Source organism: Metasolibacillus meyeri, assembly GCF_003049505.1.
Classification (GTDB): domain Bacteria; phylum Bacillota; class Bacilli; order Bacillales_A; family Planococcaceae; genus Metasolibacillus; species Metasolibacillus meyeri.
In genome coordinates, this window is record NZ_PYWN01000006.1 from 17,190 (window position 1) to 34,015 (window position 16,826).

Here is a 16,826-nt window from a genome sequence, read left to right on the forward strand (position 1 = left end):
AAAAAATTAAATAACGTTCCCAAATCAAAGTGTGGGGACAGTTTGAAAAGGCACAAACGTTGATTTAACAGCGTTTCATGCCTTTTCTTGTGAACATTTTTTATACCCTAATTTATACAGATGGCTCAAATGGTTAATGCGACTGTATTTGTGCTTGTTGGAAGTGTTCTCTATCTTGCATAAAATCGTGTATATTCCTTATTGTTGTAAATCCGTATTTTTCTTACTATACCCAAAATGGGGAACCACAATAAATCAGATTCCCCAAATTATTTAAAAGAGACAGCTCGCTCATTCCACTGTCGTATGCACATTAAAATGCACCTTGAGATGTGAGTAGTACGCTTCGCGCCAGTTTTTTAATTCGGCATAAGGAATCGAGCCGCGGAAGTGTTGACCAAATCCGAAGGCATCTGTTTGCTTCTCCTGTAGTTGATTGAATACTTTATAAAACCTTTGTTCAACACGTTTTTCAAGCTGCCTTTGAATTTGTTTATTTGTGAGGTGTTGTTGTTTTTCTAAAATCCGTATTTTTAAATGTAAGTCAACTGCTATTGAAGGCTGTTTATTTTTGATTGTTACTTTATTTTTTAAAGTGCTTCCTGTGATAATGACACTGGAAGATTCTAAGCCTTCAATTTCACCGCTTTCCCCTCTATCCTGTAGCATGTTGATTAAGAGGCCTTCTAAGGGACTAATTCTTGCCACCTTTTCCCCCTTCTTAAAAATATCTACTCCATCAAATTCAAATACCGTATCCTTTCCAGCGCGAACAACTGGAATTGCAAGATCCTTTGTATAGATAAAAAGGCTTTGATAGGCTTTCCAAATAGGTACGCTAAAAATTTCTGGCGCCCAATCATATCCTTTATTGAAATAATCGTAGACAGAGGATGTTTGCGTACCTAATTTTTCATTGATATTTGTTAATAAGTCCTCTATTGTATCATCTGTAATCGCTACTAATGCCCTTGAGGGAATTTCGTTAGCACGCATGATGAAGTGTATCAAATCTTGCATTGCTGCTTGATCATTCGCTAAACTGCTGTGAACAAAGATTAATTGTGTTTGTGAATAATCCATAACATCTTCTGAATTTGTTTGAATATGGCCAAGAGCACTTGCCACGCTTTTATCCTCGACTGTGACAATTCTAGAAGATTCACTCACGTTTTGGGGAATAGGAATTTGTAGTGTCACTTTATATGTTTCATCGTCCTCCTTTGAAACCGCTATGATTAAAGGAAAGAAGCGTTTATTAATATCTTTAATATTCCAACAGCCACCAAGTAATAGGACGGGGAGCAGTAAAAGCGCTAATAGATAGTAATTACGATTTTGCATTCTTGACCACGCCTTTCCTTGTGAAGAAACCATAGATAAAAATAGTGAATGGAATAATGATCATAAAGGTAGCTTGAGCACCAGTACTCCACATAAAATATTTTTTTGCCATAGCCTGATTCGGTATCCAAAACGCAATGATAAACGAAATCGTCATAATGATGGTCATCCAATAAGAGGCTTTGATTCGCTGCTTCAGTAGAAGGTTGTGCAAGATTTGTCCCATCATCGACAGCATCACAGCATTTGCTATGATGACGAGCCCAATTAATGCAATACCAAAAAGCATTGTTTGTCGATTAAATACAAACCAACCAAGATTGACTGAATCCCTCGCTTCTAATAACGGGTTCGTCATCGTCACAACCGTTTCTTGCCCAAATATAAAAAGAGGTGCATAGACAAAGGATAGAGAAATAATGGTTGTAGCAATACTTGCAATAATAAATGGCTTACTCGTCAATGCGGTATTACGAGAAATAAAGCCTAAAAATAAGAAGGATGAAAACCCAAGTAAGTAAAGAAATCTTTTATCGGATAAAAATGCAAGAGAGAAATCCTTATCTTGTGCGATGTTATATACATCGTAATTAATAAAGGATGATAAAGTATTCATTAGGCTAATGAATAGAATAATAAATAAAATAAAAATAGCAGAGCGCAAAATTGCGCTAAAGCCCTTTAATGCTACATACAACGCTATGGACATCAGCAATAATAGTATCGCCCAATACGGCGTTCGAGGTAAAAAAATCGCTCGGATGGCTTCAGTGTGCATACGTAGGCTGAACGTCATAAGCCCAATCAGGTTGACAACAAACGGGAGTAAAACGACAATCGCAGCCCATTTGCCCATCTTTAAGTAAATATCTGTCACTGTGGAATTAGGAAAATACTTTAATCCTTGAATGTACAGACAAACTAAAGCTACATGTAACAAGCTTTGGCATAAAACAACTAGCCAGTGAGTAGTATCTGTTAATGTGTAGATTAGGTCGGGATAGAGTAAATAACCAAAGCTTAAATAAACAATGATGAAGACCATTACAATTTGCAGTTGCTTTGTCATTTTGACTCACCTTTTTTCCCAAGATGAAATGTTGTATATGGAATATCATTGGATGTTAAACTAGCCAAATAGACAATAATCATAATAAAGCCTACACAAATACCTAAAATGCCAAAAACAGATGCTAATAATAAAATAGGGTATTTTAGTAAACGTAAATAGAAAGAATTTTGTAATCCAACGATAGCAGAGCTTGCAATAACAAAACCTGTGATTGTAATAATTAATAAATTGCTGACTAATTCAGCTTCCACCATGGATTGTCCTAAAATAATACCACCAACCATTGTAATGGCAGGTCCGATGCTCTTAGGCAACCTGACAATTGCTTCTAAAATTAAATCAATTAAAATAACCATGACAATGGTTTCAAGAAAGGCGGATAAAGGAATACCTTCCCTACTTTTAATGACAAATAGTGCTAGGTCTATTTTAAATATTTCAGGATTTACAGATACTAAAGCAACATACAGGGCGGGGAGAAGTAATGTTGCGACAATACCTATTATGCGTAAAGTTCGAAGCATCAATAATAGCACATAAGGGAAGTTTCCATCATTCGCCATTTTGAACATATCGAAAATTAAGTTTGGAAAAATTAGCGCAAAAGGGAAGTAATCCATAAAAAGCACAACTCTGTTGTTTTTTAAAGCATGCATCGCTTGAATGGGGAGCTCAGTGACAGAGAGGTGACTGACAGGGCTCCACTTGCGATGACCAAACTGTCTATTTAAATCATCCAACGTTTCTATATCACATTGAATTGCTGTTAGTTGTTGATCCATTTTTTCAATCAGGTCATTGGGTGCCTTATCTTTAATATAGAGCATATAAATTTTCCGTTTGCTTAGCTCGCCAGCTTCGTACGAACAAAGGCAAAGGCGCTCCGTGTTTAGCCTTTTGCGAAGCATGCCAACGTTGACATTTATATCATCTCCAAATGCATCGATAGAGGCTTGAATCGGGCTTTCATTATTAGGTTCACCAATGCCACTTCCGAGTGTTTGAGGGATAGGATTAACAATCGCATTTTTGGTTTCATCTTTTGAAAGAATGACCAAATAGCCATCTAAGAGAGCTTTTGTTAGTTGCTCTGTGTTCACATTTAATTGGTTGCTAATATTCGTGAAGAACGCTTTTACAGAAATAGATGAAGCCGCTATTTGTTGAATATATAACTTGGATTTCGTTATATCGACCAAGGTCTGAAAGCCAATTAAATAGACAGTCGTGTTATCAATGAGTTCTTCTTCCACAATGAAATCGCTATTATGAGAAAATTTAGATGTGAGCTCCTGCAAAATAGTCTTCATGAAATAACTCCTTATCGAATCAATGATGTTGCCTCTAGCTGATGGAGGAGATGAACTTGTGCCTCCTCAGTGCACAGCATGATGTTCGTTTAAATTAAGCCTTTAATGTTGCTATGTTTGCTGAATCAAAATAAAATAGAACTTTAAAAAATTATTTGCAATAAGAAGCATTTTTATACAAGCACTGAAAAGCTTACTAATTTCAAGCAGTGGTGGTTTCTTACGTACAGGATGTGCTGTTGTAATGTGCCTTCGCGCAAAAAAATTTGTCACTTCGTTTTCGTTACCTAAAGCATAACAGCCTGTCAATGATGGATAACATTTGTTATTTGACGTTAATTTACCTTTTGAAAAGACCCTTTATTTCTTACGTTAATAGCTAAAATAGTAATATACAAATAATGGACTTTTCATCATACATGCTGTAGAATTGTACAATTATGCGTATTTTCCTATTAAAATCGTATTATTATCGCGATTAGCGTCAATATTTAGGTCTTTTTGCTTTTTTAACTTTAAGCAGATTAGATTTATCATTAAAAGTAGTAATAAACAATATTCACTATGGGGGCTGCGTCACCATGATAGAGAGGGATGAAGAGATGGAACAAAATTCATTACATCAACTGATTGAGCGCATGAAGCCACTGCATGTCATGTTAGAGCAAAATACATATATAACAAATACGACAAGGCGTCTAAAGCTAATTATTGAAGATGCACAAGAAAAAGAGGCGCTTCTTTTTTTAGGAAAAGAGCGTGTTGGCAAAACGACTTTAATTAACGCTTTATTAGGACGCGAGTTGCTATCTGTCAGCACAAAAAATCCAACAAGTGTCAATACCTTTATTAAGTATGGGGAACGTGAATGTGTGAAGGCATACTTTTTAGATGGCATGATTGCGACATTTGATATTGATAAAATTCAGCTTTTAACAACAGGTGACACGTTTAGTGCGCAAATTATTCGCGAGCATTTAGATTATATTGAAGTGTATGTTCAGCACGAATTATTGCGTCATGCAACAATCGTCGATACGGTTGCGCTCCAAGTAGGCGCGGATAATACAGCTTATTTTTCAAGCATTGTGCTAGAGCGTGTACAAGAGGTGTTTTGGGTATTGCGTAATGGCTCTGCTGCCACGATGGAAGAATACAATTTATTAGTTAAAATGAATGAACGAAATATCAAGCCATACTTTATTGTGAATGCGGTCGAGCAACGAGATGCGACTACACAGGATTTTGTGAAGGAGGAGCTAGCGAAGTACGGCGAGCTTTGTAGAGGGATGATGACTGTCTCCGCAGTGCAAGCAATCGAGGCGAAAAAGACGAATAATACACAGCTATTAATTGATGCCAACGTAACACAGCTTACACAAATTGTGAAGGAAGCAGGCAACGACCCTTCAAAAAAGCTGCAACATACAGCGCAGCGTTTTAGCAGATGGCTAAGGCGATTCCAAAGAGAATTGCAAATGATTCCACAGCGTGATCCGTATTTATCTGCATTTGCAAGCGTCAAAAAATACGTGGAGGAAGCAAGTGTGGAGTTTTCGCTCCAGCAGCGAGATATGGCGATTTTAGGTGCATTTGAAGAGGAATATAAACAAGCGAGTCAAGTGTTAAAATCCGTTCAAACGTTGTATCAGTTATTGCAAGTTTTAGCAACGGAGCTATACTTACGCGATGAAACCATTGAGCAATTTGAAGCACAGGCGATTGCCTATCAGGAAACGGTGCGCGATTATCGTAAGCAACATGCTGAATACACGCAATTGTTTACACAGGTTGACAAGCAATTTGAAAAAACATATGAGATTCATCTCGTGGAAGGTTTAAATAACGGTGTGGAGCTATCTGATTATTTCAAGGAGCAAATTGAGCGGCTTGATGGATTGCAGCAGCACTGCACTGAGCTATTTACGACGATTAAAGAAAAGGAAAAAGATATTTTCGGGCAGCTTTATGCGGTGCAAAATCATATCACAGCGCTTGCAGCAGAGCGTTTAAAGGCCATTTTACAGCAAGTAAATGATTTAAGCAGACAGCAGCTAAGAGAGCGCACATATATGCAATCCTATTCAGATAAATTAAATGAGTTTACTTGTATTATTGAGGCGCAAAGCTTTGTGCGAGATGCGATTCGCCCATTTTTACAAACAGAGGATACATTGTTATCCAAAGAGGAGCTTGAAGCAACCTTAGCAACAATTGATGCGATTGCTACGTTAAAATTACCTCATCAAGTGTTAAATGAGCAAATGCCATCTTTGTTAAGTGAGCATACGATTATTAAATGTGATTTCGATTCCAAATATAAATTACAGCCGCTTCATTTAACAGAGGCGGATGTTGTATCAGCGGAGCTGCCGGAGCTGCCTGCAAAGCTTATGCTGTAATAGTTTGTTGTTATAAAGGGGAGATTACTTTTGGAGAACGAAAGATTCAATGGATGTATTCATTGAAAGCGTAATTATCTAGTTTAAAAGTAATGATTCGCCTACAAGACAACTAAATTCGCCCAATTAAGTGCAAAAGCAGGAGAGCGTTTAAAAAGGGAATCTCTTGTGGACAGCTCCAACCTTTAGATTAAATATTTGCTAAAAATTAAGCTTTCACAACAGAAAATATGTGCTGTCATAGTCACAAGTAGGAGCCGCCTCAAAATAACTTTTTAGGGGGCTCCTATGCTGTTTTAAAAAAGCCAACTTTAACAATTACTCTACCATTGATTGAAGTTTCACTTTGTGCGAAAATCGTATAGGTAGAAAGGGAGTTTTTTATGAGTACAATGAATAAACCGCACGATCAATGGGAGAGCTATCATGATATTGATCGTTATGGCAAATTAACATTATCAAATATTGAATTTACAACGACAAATTTATGTAATATGCGCTGTGCACATTGCGCTGTTGGTTACACGCTACAAACAAAGGAAGCGGCTGCAATTCCGAGTGAGGAAATTATCAAGCAGCTTGATCGCGTGGACACGCTGCGTGTGATGAGCTTTACAGGCGGTGAACCATTATTAACGAAACGTGGGATTCGTGAGCATTTACTGCCACTTTTAAAATACGCAAAAAGCCGCGGTATTAAAACGCAAATTAATTCAAATTTAACATTGCCGATGTCACACTATGAGCTCGTTGCCCCTTATTTAGATGTCATGCATATTTCGCATAACTGGTGTGATGAAAGGGAATTTGTTGAAACAGGCTTTGCGATGATGGAGCAAAAACCATCTTTCGATAAAAGAGCGGCGCTATATCGCAATATATTTGATAATGCACGTGCATTGTCAAAAGGTGGGATGTTCGTATCAGCAGAAACGATGTTAAATCGCAACACTGTGCCGTTTATCCAAAAAATCCACGATGAAGTCGCAAATGAAATGCTGTGCAAGCGCCATGAAATTCATCCGATGTATGCAAGTGATTTTGCGAGTGCCCTGGATGTGATTGGTTTGGATGAATACCGCGATGTGGTGAATCAAATCATTGATTCCCGCAATGAAGATATTTGGATTTTATTCGGTACATTGCCATTTTATCCATGCAGTACAGATGCACGCGACCAAGCATTACTAACACGTATTCGTAACGCATCCAACATTACCATTCGTAATGATGTTGATGGTCGCTCACGCATGAATGTCAACATTTTCACAGGCGACGTATCGGTATCTGATTTTACCGATGATGGTGCGGCATTAGGCAATATCAAAACCGCTTCCTTAGAGGGGATTTATGAGAAATGGTTAAGCACAAATATTTCATCTAGCATCAATTGTCATTGCCCAGCAGTGAAATGCTTAGGGCCTAATATTATCGTGAAAAACATGTATTATCCAACGACAGACTTTAAAAGCGGAGCAGTACAGTCGGTCGGGGCTAGTTATTGAAGACGGATAATGAACATTAGACGATTATCAGATAGAGGCTATTGGAAAAGTGACATATTTTCCAATAGCCCTATTTTTTCATGAAAAATCGATTTTTTTCATTCATTTTTAACTTTCCTCTTTTATTTTCTCTTCGAAATTGGTAAAGTATGACATGCAGGAAAGGTAAAGGTGACAACATGAATAAAGTATTTATTGCATTGCTGCTCGTAACAGCGCTTGCTGCAATTGAAGGAACAATTGTGAGCACAGCGATTCCAAGCATCACCGCTGATTTATTAGGCGTGGATTTAATCAGCTGGATTTACTCTGCCTATCTATTAGCTACGGCGATTGCAGCGATTATCTTTGGTAAGCTAGCTGATTTATTCGGACGTAAACGAATGATTATCATCGGTATTATTATTTTCTTAGTCGGTTCGATTTTATGCGGCTTAGCACAAACGATGGAGCAGTTAATTGTTTTCCGCGCCATTCAAGGGATTGGAGCAGGTTCCATTTTACCAATTACATTAACGATGGTTGGTGAGCTATTTAAAACAGAGAAGGAACGTGCAAAAGGGCAAAGCTATTTAAGCATGGTATGGGGCGTATCTGGCGTGATTGGTCCATTATGTGGAGGCTTTATCGTCGATCAAGTTTCATGGCATTTTATTTTCTTCATTAACGTACCATTTGGTTTAGCCTCTATTTATTTAATTGCGAAGCATTACAGCGAGCAATTGGAGGCGGTGAAGCGCAAAATTGATTATTTAGGCGCTGTACTATTTACAATCGGTACAGTGGCACTTTTATATGTCATTATTGATAACAGTAAAACGCAGGCGTGGTTATCTAACCAGTCGTTGCTAATATATGCGGTAGCAATCGTGTTTTTAGCGATTTTCGTTCGTGTGGAACTAAAGGCAGAGGAGCCGATTATTCCGCTAACCTTGTTTAAAAATAGCCGATTAATGGTCATCAATGCGTTAACATTATGTGCGATGTCCATCGTAATTGGCGTAACGGTGTATATCCCAATCTTTGCACAAAGTGTGCTTGGTAAAAATGCGACACAGGCAGGCTTGTTATTAACGCCAATGTCAATCTTTTGGACAGTAAATTCGATTATGGCGGGCCATTTAATCGGGCGCTTAACGAATAAGCGCATTATTCAAATGGGAACAATCTTGTTGATGGCAGGTGCGTTTTTACTTTCGAGATTATCGGATGGGTCAAGCGATTTCAGCGTTTACATTGGCTCATCGTTAATCGGGCTTGGTATGGGCTTTATTATGCCAATGCTCATGATTTCCATTCAAAAGGTAGCCGATCCGAAGCAACTTGGCACATCCATCGGGCTGAATTCCTTTACGAATACATTTAGCCAAGCTGTTGGCGCTGCGTTTTTCGGGATGATTTTCAATTTGATTACGAGCGAAAAAATGGCTTCACTAGGCAAAGGGGAAATTCAGTTAAATGGCGAATTTGCAAAGGGTGGCTTCAGCGCGGATGAAGTAAGTTTCTTAAAGGAAACGATTGCGAGCGGCATCAGCTATATTTACATAGCGGCACTACTTTTTGCCGTTTGTACATTTATTTTCTCATTTTTTATTGCGACAAAATCAAGATCGCAAGTGTAAAAAGGGACGGAATTGCCCAAAAAGTTGGAATCACTTTTGAATAATGAAAAATCCAGATGATTGATTGAAAGAAAAGGCAATGAAGCGTGTGTTTTCGAATTTTCTAGTTCAAAGGTAACGATTCGCCCGCAAGGCAACCGTTTTCGCCCGTAAGATAGCGAAATTTGCCCGCAAGGCAACCGTTTTCGCCCGCAAGATAGCGAAATTTGCCCACAAAACGCTCATTTTCGCCCGCAAGGCAACCACATTCACTCAATTAAACTCAAAAATAGGAGCTTGTCTAAAAAGATGATATTTTTTGGACGGCTCCTTTTTATTTGTAGAACATTTGTTCTTTTTGTGTTAACAAATAAATAAAAACATGCTATAATGACAACATCAACTAATTCTGTAAGGAGAACTTTCAATTGAGCGAACAAAAATTAGATTTGATTTTAAGTGAGTTACAGAAAGTGAATGAACGTATAGCAACGATTGGCCAACGTGTAACAAATATTGACACAAAGCAACAACGCCACGGTGAACATATTCAGCAGTTGATTCAGCTCGTTGTGGTAACAAATGAGAATCTTACTAAATTGGAAGCAGCTACGCTAAAGCGTTTCGGTCAAGTAGATTGCGGTCTCCGTATGCTAGAAGCTGATTTTGATTTAATCCTTCCAAAAACAAATGAGCATGAGCGCGATATTAATCGATTGAAGCATGTGGAATAAGCACAGCTGTCCAGAAAATGTTACACTTCTAGACAGCTATGCTTTTCACAATAGACTTCTGCGCTAGTATCAATCAATTATAATTATCCTCTTCTCTATAGCTCTTTCTTTTCATCGCTACAAAGATAATTGTTCATCGTAGAATGTTTAAGAGACATTTCAGAAAAGTGCGTTGCTTGTGCATTTGGTGCTTGTTTCTTGTTTGTAAGTGTGCAATGTTCAAGATTTGCTTTTGAATGGTGAGAAATATCGATATTCATCATATTTCCTCCTGTTAGCTGGGTTTTGAGTAGCTTAATCGTCGAATGCAAAGTAGCGATTAACTGCGTATCTTGATGCTGCATTATTTGGCAATTCTCAATGCGTGCATCGCAATAATTACTAAGGGCAATCGCATGTTGAAGCCCCTTTTCAATAAGGCTATCCAACAGCACAAGTGAGCCATGATTCATCACGATCTGCTGCAAAGGATGTGCGGATATGGTGCTGCGTGTAATATGAAGGAGACAATTATTCGTAGTTTGAATCGCTTCAGCACGCCCATTACACAGTTTTGATTCAACAATATAAATTTTTGTCGAATTATTTCCTGTAATTTGTGCATCATTTCCGTCATAAATTGTACTTTTTGTCATATATAATAATGAGGAGTCCGCAATATACATACCTTTGCCACGAATGAATTTACTTTTGTTTATCGTAATATTTGATTTTTTTGTTGCGATAATATGTGATAGCTTGTTATCTGAAAAGCGGTTGTTTTCTAACATAACCGCCGCCTCATGCTGCGCAGTTAAGCCATATCCATTATTTCTTATAATTTGACTACTAAGTGCAATGAGTTCACTATCATGAACCGCTATGGCGGATTGTTGATGATTGCTAATGACGCTGTCAAGCAATGTACAATGTGAATGTTGTTGTGCGACAATTCCTTGTAGCCCTGTGCAAAATGTACATTGCTCAATAGAGGCATTGGCATGTTCGGATAGCAATAATTGAATGGATAACTGATGCTTAAATACCGTGCGAGAAAAATGGGCGACAGACTTTTCCTGTAACTGAACCCCGATTTTGGAAGGGCCATGTAGTGTGCTGTTTGTCATGAATAATGCAGACTGTGCAGTGCTAGAAATATGCGCGTCGCTATTTTGCCAAAAATGACAATGCTCAATTGTTGCCTCTGCACATTGGACAAGCTGTAAGCCATATTTTCTGCTATATTGGACTTTACAATTTTCCATTTGAAGCGTGCAACTGTGCATGACAATTTGTGTCATTAGATGATGCTGAATAATGGTGTTTTGTAGCTTTACGACACTGTTCTGTTCACCATGTATTGCATTGTTATAACCATGTTCAATCGTACTATCATGGATCAATAACTCGCTGTTGTTTTGAGCTAACAATTGGATATGACGCTGCTTCATAAAATGACATTGTGTGATGTTCGCTTTTGCATGCTCTTTTAACACAACGGCATGTAAGGCATCTTCAAAGCGACAATTGACAAGCTCTATTTGCGCGTGAGTTACAATAATAGAAGACGTGTGACATGTTGTAAAATGACAATTGCTCAGAACTGCACCGCCATTATTTGTTATGGCAATAGGTGTGTTTGTGATGATGCATTCAGTCATATTAAGTTGTCCACCACGAACAATTACATGTTCACTTTCTTTAAAATGGCATTGATGAAATAGAGCAGTACCCTCAATGATGATTTGCTTATTTTGTTGAAATTTGATTTGTTCAAAATGCACTGTTACTCCTTTTGGAATCGTTATAGAGCCAGTAATCGTTGCTTTGTTGCCTGACAATTTTAATGATTGGCTGATAAACAGAGGCATATGATATGAACCAGACATTAGTAGGAGACGATCGTTATGTCGTGCCTTTTTTAATGCATTCGGCAATGTTTGACAAAAAGAAAATTTGGAAGCAGAAACTTTATGTAGCATAGCAAGGAAACCTCATTTCATGTTATTTTCCTTGTCAGTATAACCAGAAATAGTAAATATTTTTCAGTGGTATAATAAAAAAATAAATAGTATATAAAAATCTAAAAATTCAAAAATTTATTCAATTTGAGCTATGAAAATAGTAGGGCATCTATTACAATAGAAGTAGATATACACGGAGGCGCATTATGACAACAATTTATGAACCATTGCTGCAAATGGATCACCTGCAAAGGGAGCAATACATGCAAGTGCATAGTGAGGAAGTACTAGCTGGATTATTGCAGCATATCGGCTACGCGAATAATGAACATCATGATAAAATTGTTTATCGTCTTTTTGGTGAACTGATGACGGGGGCACTGTTTTCCAAGGAGCAACTTGTGCGCACAACACTCGCATTGCCGACGAATGATTATTTGTTTAAAAATATCGCAAATAGCGATACAGATAGCGTATTTACGCGTTCATTTTCAGCACTTTGGCTTGTTTATTTATTGTATTCGGATCGTGAGCTTTCCTTTTTAACGAAAGAGGAAGCACAGTTTGTGATGGTCGCAGCGAGTCGTTATTTGGAAAGGGAACAAGATGTGCGTGGTTTTGTAGAGGGGCAAGGCTGGGCACATAGTGTAGCACATGGTGCTGATTTATTTGCGATGTTGCTAACACATCCACATCTCCCACCACATGTCGTGCCTGTTCTTTTACAAGGTATCAAGTCGACATTTTGGAAAGGAACGGTTTATGGGGTGGAAGAGGAAGAACGTTTAGCACAAATTTTTGAGCAGTTAGTCAAAACGGATTTCCCAGAAGAAGTATGTATTGAATGGGTGGAACAAGTTTTCGATAAATTAACCTTGCAACGTGAAAATGAAGGCTATACGATGCAGTTTTTCAATGCCAGAATGAATGTTTTGCGCTTTATGCGTACATTATACTTTACATTAAAGTTTTCGCATAAAATGCCGCAGTTACAAGGAGTCGTTTCAATTTTTATTGGAAAGTGGACAAAATTATGATGCGAAAAAAAGCATATTTGGAAAGGGAAAGGATGTGCCAAATGGAACGTAAATCTATTCAAAAATATCATACAATTTTTTCGATTGAAGAGGGGAAAATCAATCAGTTCTTTCAAGTATATGATACCTTTCAATATTTATTACCATTATTAGAACATCAACCTGCAGAGAATGTAGAATGGCGCATGGTGTTCAACAATTGGCTATTTTTCTCTACGGAAGATACAGAGCTACGTATTTGTCCTACAAAGAGCAAGGTTCATAACCCAACGAGTGTGCTATTTCAGGAATTGTTGAAGCGGCCGCTAATGAAACAAACTAAGTGGGAAGTTATGCATAACGAGCAGTACACCTTTATTGCTGCAGTGACAATCTCAATGGAAGTACTAAATTGGTACAAGCAGAGCGTCCATATAAAGAAGGATGAGTTTCAAATTATTTCGACAATTCTAACGGATTATGTAAAAGGTATACAAAACGGACAAGAGTGTAAGCTAGTAAAGATGACGTCTATGTTAATGGAACAGATGACAGCTAACTCAAATCTAACGTTAGAGCTCGACTACTGCTTGATGGATGCAATGGTGAAAGCAAAAAAGCTTTATGAGCTTTTTTATGATAAGAAGGATTTTTCCTGTTATAAGGAAATGCAATATACGAAGCTGTGCTAAAAGCTGTAAATTGATAAGGGTCATAAAAAAAACTTATCGCAAAACATAATATTAATGTAATTTACTTATGTATAAAAGTAAGCTATCATAAGAACTGGAGAAAAGAAGCTTTACAATAAATAATCTTTTCAAAATAAGAAAATATAGGGGGAACAAAAATGGCACAAGAGAATTTACACAACAGCCGCGCTTCATTTGAGGTAAATGGTAAGACATATAACTACTACCGTTTAGCTGCAATTGAAGAAGCTGGTATTGCAAACGTTTCACGCCTTCCTTATTCAATTAAAGTATTATTAGAATCAGTTTTACGTCAATATGACAACTATGTAATCAAAGAAGATCACGTAAATGAATTAGCTAAATGGGGTAAAGATGCAAATACAGAAGCAGAAGTACCATTCAAGCCATCACGTGTAGTATTACAAGACTTCACAGGTGTACCTGTAGTAGTTGATTTAGCTTCATTACGTTCAGCGATGAAAGAAATGGGCGGCGACCCAGCAAAAATTAATCCAGCGATTCCAGTTGACCTTGTAATTGACCACTCAGTACAAGTTGACAAATACGGTAATGCTGCTGCTTTACAAGCAAACATGGATTTAGAGTTCGAGCGTAACGCTGAGCGTTACAACTTCCTAAAATGGGCACAAACTGCGTATGACAACTTCCGCGCTGTACCACCAGCAACAGGGATTGTTCACCAAGTAAACTTAGAGTACTTAGCACCAGTTGTGCACGTAAAAGAAAATGCAGATGGCACATTTGAAACTTACCCAGATTCAGTAGTAGGTACTGACTCACATACAACAATGATCAACGGTCTTGGCGTTCTTGGATGGGGTGTAGGTGGTATCGAGGCAGAAGCAGGTATGCTTGGTCAACCTTCATACTTCCCAATTCCAGAAGTTATCGGTGTGAAATTAGTTGGTGAACTACCAAACGGTGCAACAGCAACTGACTTAGCATTAAAAGTAACACAAGTATTACGTCAACGCGGCGTAGTAGGCAAATTTGTTGAGTTCTTCGGTCCTGGTATTACAAAATTACCATTAGCTGACCGTGCAACAATTTCAAACATGGCGCCAGAATACGGTGCAACATGTGGTTTCTTCGCAATCGACGACGAATCATTAAACTATATGCGTTTAACAGGTCGTGACGAAGAGCATATCGCAGTTGTTGAAGGCTACTTAAAAGCGAATGATATGTGGTTCAAACCTGAGTTAGAGCCAGTTTACACAGATGTAATCGAGTTAAACTTAGCAGATATCGAGCCAAACTTATCAGGTCCAAAACGTCCACAAGACTTAATTCCTTTATCAAAAATGAAGGAAACATACCGTGGTTCTGTTGTAGCACCACAAGGTACACAAGGCTTTGGTTTAACTGAGGACGAATTTGCAAAAACTTCTGTAGCAAAATTTGCAGAAGGTGATGTAGAAATTCCAACAGGTGCTGTAGCAATCGCTGCAATCACATCTTGTACAAATACATCAAACCCATACGTTTTAATCGCAGCTGGTTTAGTAGCGAAAAAAGCGGTAGAGCGTGGCATCAAGCCTGCAAAATGGGTAAAAACATCTTTAGCACCAGGTTCTAAAGTTGTAACAGGTTACTTAGAAGCTTCTGGCTTACAAAAGTACTTCGATGAAATCGGCTTTAACACAGTTGGTTATGGCTGTACAACATGTATCGGTAACTCTGGTCCATTATTACCAGAAATCGAAGATGCAATTAAAGACAATGACTTATTCGTAACATCTGTACTTTCTGGTAACCGTAACTTCGAAGGTCGTGTACACCCATTAGTAAAAGCCAACTTCTTAGCTTCACCACCATTAGTAGTGGCGTATGCGTTAGCTGGTACAGTGGATATCGACTTACAAAAAGATGCCATTGCAACAGACAAAGATGGCAACGATGTATTCTTCGCAGACATCTGGCCATCAACTGAAGAAGTAAATGCAGTATTAGGTGAAGTTGTAACACGTGAACTATTCCAAAAAGAATATGAAACAGTATTCACAGCGAACGAAGCTTGGAATGCAATTGAAACTTCAACTGAATCATTATATACATTTGATGACAAATCAACGTATATCCAAAACCCACCGTTCTTCACAGGTTTATCAAAAGAGCCAGACGCAATCGGATCGCTTGATAACTTACGTGTAATGGCGAAATTCGGTGATTCAATTACAACTGACCATATTTCTCCAGCAGGTGCAATCGGTAAAGATACACCAGCAGGTAAATATTTAATCGAAAACGGTGTGGCAATTCGCGACTTCAACTCTTACGGTTCTCGTCGTGGTAACCACGAAGTAATGATGCGCGGTACATTCGCGAACATCCGTATTCGTAACCAAGTTGCTCCAGGTACAGAAGGTGGTTTCACTACTTACTGGCCAACAGGTGAAGTAGAGTATATCTACGATGCATGTATGAAATACCAAGAGCAAGGCACTGGCTTAGTAGTACTTGCTGGTAATGACTACGGTATGGGTTCTTCTCGTGACTGGGCAGCCAAAGGTACATTCTTACTTGGCGTGAAAACAGTTATCGCACAAAGCTATGAGCGTATTCACCGTTCTAACCTAGTTATGATGGGCGTATTACCATTACAATATTTAAATGGTGATTCTGCTGATTCATTAGGCTTAACTGGTGAAGAAACAATTTCTGTTAACATCACAGACGCTGTAAAGCCACGTGATATTTTAACAGTAACAGCGACATCTCCAGATGGCACTGTGAAAACATTTGATGCGTTAGCTCGTTTCGATTCAGAAGTAGAAGTAGACTACTACCGTCATGGTGGTATCCTACAAATGGTACTACGCGCGAAAGCAGCTGAGTAATCATAAAAATAGCTGTCAGGAAAGCAGGTGAATATCTGTCTTTCCTGACAGCTTTTTATTTTGATTCAACTTCTTTCAGCAATATTTTTTGTATCGAAAGCGAAGCAGCAGATACAGAAATCTCCCATCTCTATAGGTGGCGAGATGAATGCCAGCATTAGACCTGCTTCAGTGAGTGTTCAAACACCGACTGAGAAAGAGGAACTCAGTCTAAGAACGCCATGTCCTATGGCAACGACTGCGTGACCAACATCGTGTTGGCCTAAGCCTCCGGCGGATGTCACAGATTTTGAAGGGAGGTCTGCACGATGTAGGTCAGTTAACCGTTGTCACAGGAGGTGAC

General features: G+C 38.4%; 11 protein-coding genes. 7 read left to right on the forward strand and 4 right to left on the reverse strand.

The genetic code is table 11. The annotated features are described in order from the left end of the window. Positions 1 to 291: 291 nt before the first annotated feature. The 3 genes from C9J34_RS00850 to C9J34_RS00860 are packed head-to-tail and all read right to left on the reverse strand — an operon-like array spanning position 292 to position 3,726. The gene (locus C9J34_RS00850) at positions 292 to 1,344 is read right to left on the reverse strand and encodes a Ger(x)C family spore germination protein (protein ID WP_193768843.1); all 1,053 of its coding nucleotides are present in this window, start codon (positions 1,342 to 1,344) and stop codon (positions 292 to 294) included. Next, positions 1,331 to 2,413: a GerAB/ArcD/ProY family transporter gene (locus tag C9J34_RS00855; RefSeq protein ID WP_107837959.1), complete on the reverse strand. Its 1,083-nt coding sequence runs from the start codon at positions 2,411 to 2,413 to the stop codon at positions 1,331 to 1,333. Before C9J34_RS00855 ends, C9J34_RS00850 begins: the two co-directional genes overlap by 14 nt. After that, positions 2,410 to 3,726, reverse strand: a complete 1,317-nt coding sequence (locus C9J34_RS00860; protein WP_107837960.1) for a spore germination protein — start codon at positions 3,724 to 3,726, stop codon at positions 2,410 to 2,412. The genes C9J34_RS00855 and C9J34_RS00860 overlap by 4 nt, the downstream gene beginning before the upstream one ends. Positions 3,727 to 4,328: 602 nt before the next feature. On the opposite strand from C9J34_RS00860, the gene C9J34_RS00870 reads away from it, so the two are divergent. From C9J34_RS00870 to C9J34_RS00885, 4 genes are all read left to right on the forward strand, one after another. Beyond that, positions 4,329 to 6,128, forward strand: coding sequence for a dynamin family protein (locus C9J34_RS00870; protein WP_193768844.1), 1,800 nt, complete (start codon positions 4,329 to 4,331; stop codon positions 6,126 to 6,128). A 383-nt stretch (positions 6,129 to 6,511) separates the two neighbouring features. After that, on the forward strand, positions 6,512 to 7,633 hold the full coding sequence (gene yfkAB / locus C9J34_RS00875; RefSeq protein WP_107837963.1) for a radical SAM/CxCxxxxC motif protein YfkAB: 1,122 nt from the start codon (positions 6,512 to 6,514) through the stop codon (positions 7,631 to 7,633). A gap of 179 nt (positions 7,634 to 7,812) precedes the next feature. Further along, positions 7,813 to 9,255 (forward strand): DHA2 family efflux MFS transporter permease subunit, encoded by a 1,443-nt coding sequence (locus C9J34_RS00880; RefSeq protein ID WP_107837964.1) that lies wholly within the window; start codon positions 7,813 to 7,815, stop codon positions 9,253 to 9,255. 407 nt (positions 9,256 to 9,662) lie between these two features. Beyond that, on the forward strand, positions 9,663 to 9,968 hold the full coding sequence (locus C9J34_RS00885; protein ID WP_107837965.1) for a hypothetical protein: 306 nt from the start codon (positions 9,663 to 9,665) through the stop codon (positions 9,966 to 9,968). 95 nt (positions 9,969 to 10,063) lie between these two features. Here the strand turns inward: C9J34_RS00885 and C9J34_RS00890 are convergent, their stop codons facing one another. Beyond that, on the reverse strand, positions 10,064 to 11,929 hold the full coding sequence (locus C9J34_RS00890; protein ID WP_107837966.1) for a right-handed parallel beta-helix repeat-containing protein: 1,866 nt from the start codon (positions 11,927 to 11,929) through the stop codon (positions 10,064 to 10,066). A gap of 188 nt (positions 11,930 to 12,117) precedes the next feature. Between C9J34_RS00890 and C9J34_RS00895 the strand changes: the two genes are divergently transcribed. From C9J34_RS00895 to acnA, 3 genes are all read left to right on the forward strand, one after another. Further along, positions 12,118 to 12,948 (forward strand): DUF2785 domain-containing protein, encoded by an 831-nt coding sequence (locus C9J34_RS00895; RefSeq protein ID WP_107837967.1) that lies wholly within the window; start codon positions 12,118 to 12,120, stop codon positions 12,946 to 12,948. Positions 12,949 to 12,989: 41 nt separating this feature from the next. After that, on the forward strand, positions 12,990 to 13,619 hold the full coding sequence (locus tag C9J34_RS00900; RefSeq protein WP_153062595.1) for a hypothetical protein: 630 nt from the start codon (positions 12,990 to 12,992) through the stop codon (positions 13,617 to 13,619). Positions 13,620 to 13,777: 158 nt separating this feature from the next. Next, positions 13,778 to 16,483, forward strand: coding sequence for an aconitate hydratase AcnA (acnA, locus tag C9J34_RS00905; RefSeq protein ID WP_107837969.1), 2,706 nt, complete (start codon positions 13,778 to 13,780; stop codon positions 16,481 to 16,483). The last annotated feature ends 343 nt before the right edge of the window (positions 16,484 to 16,826 follow it).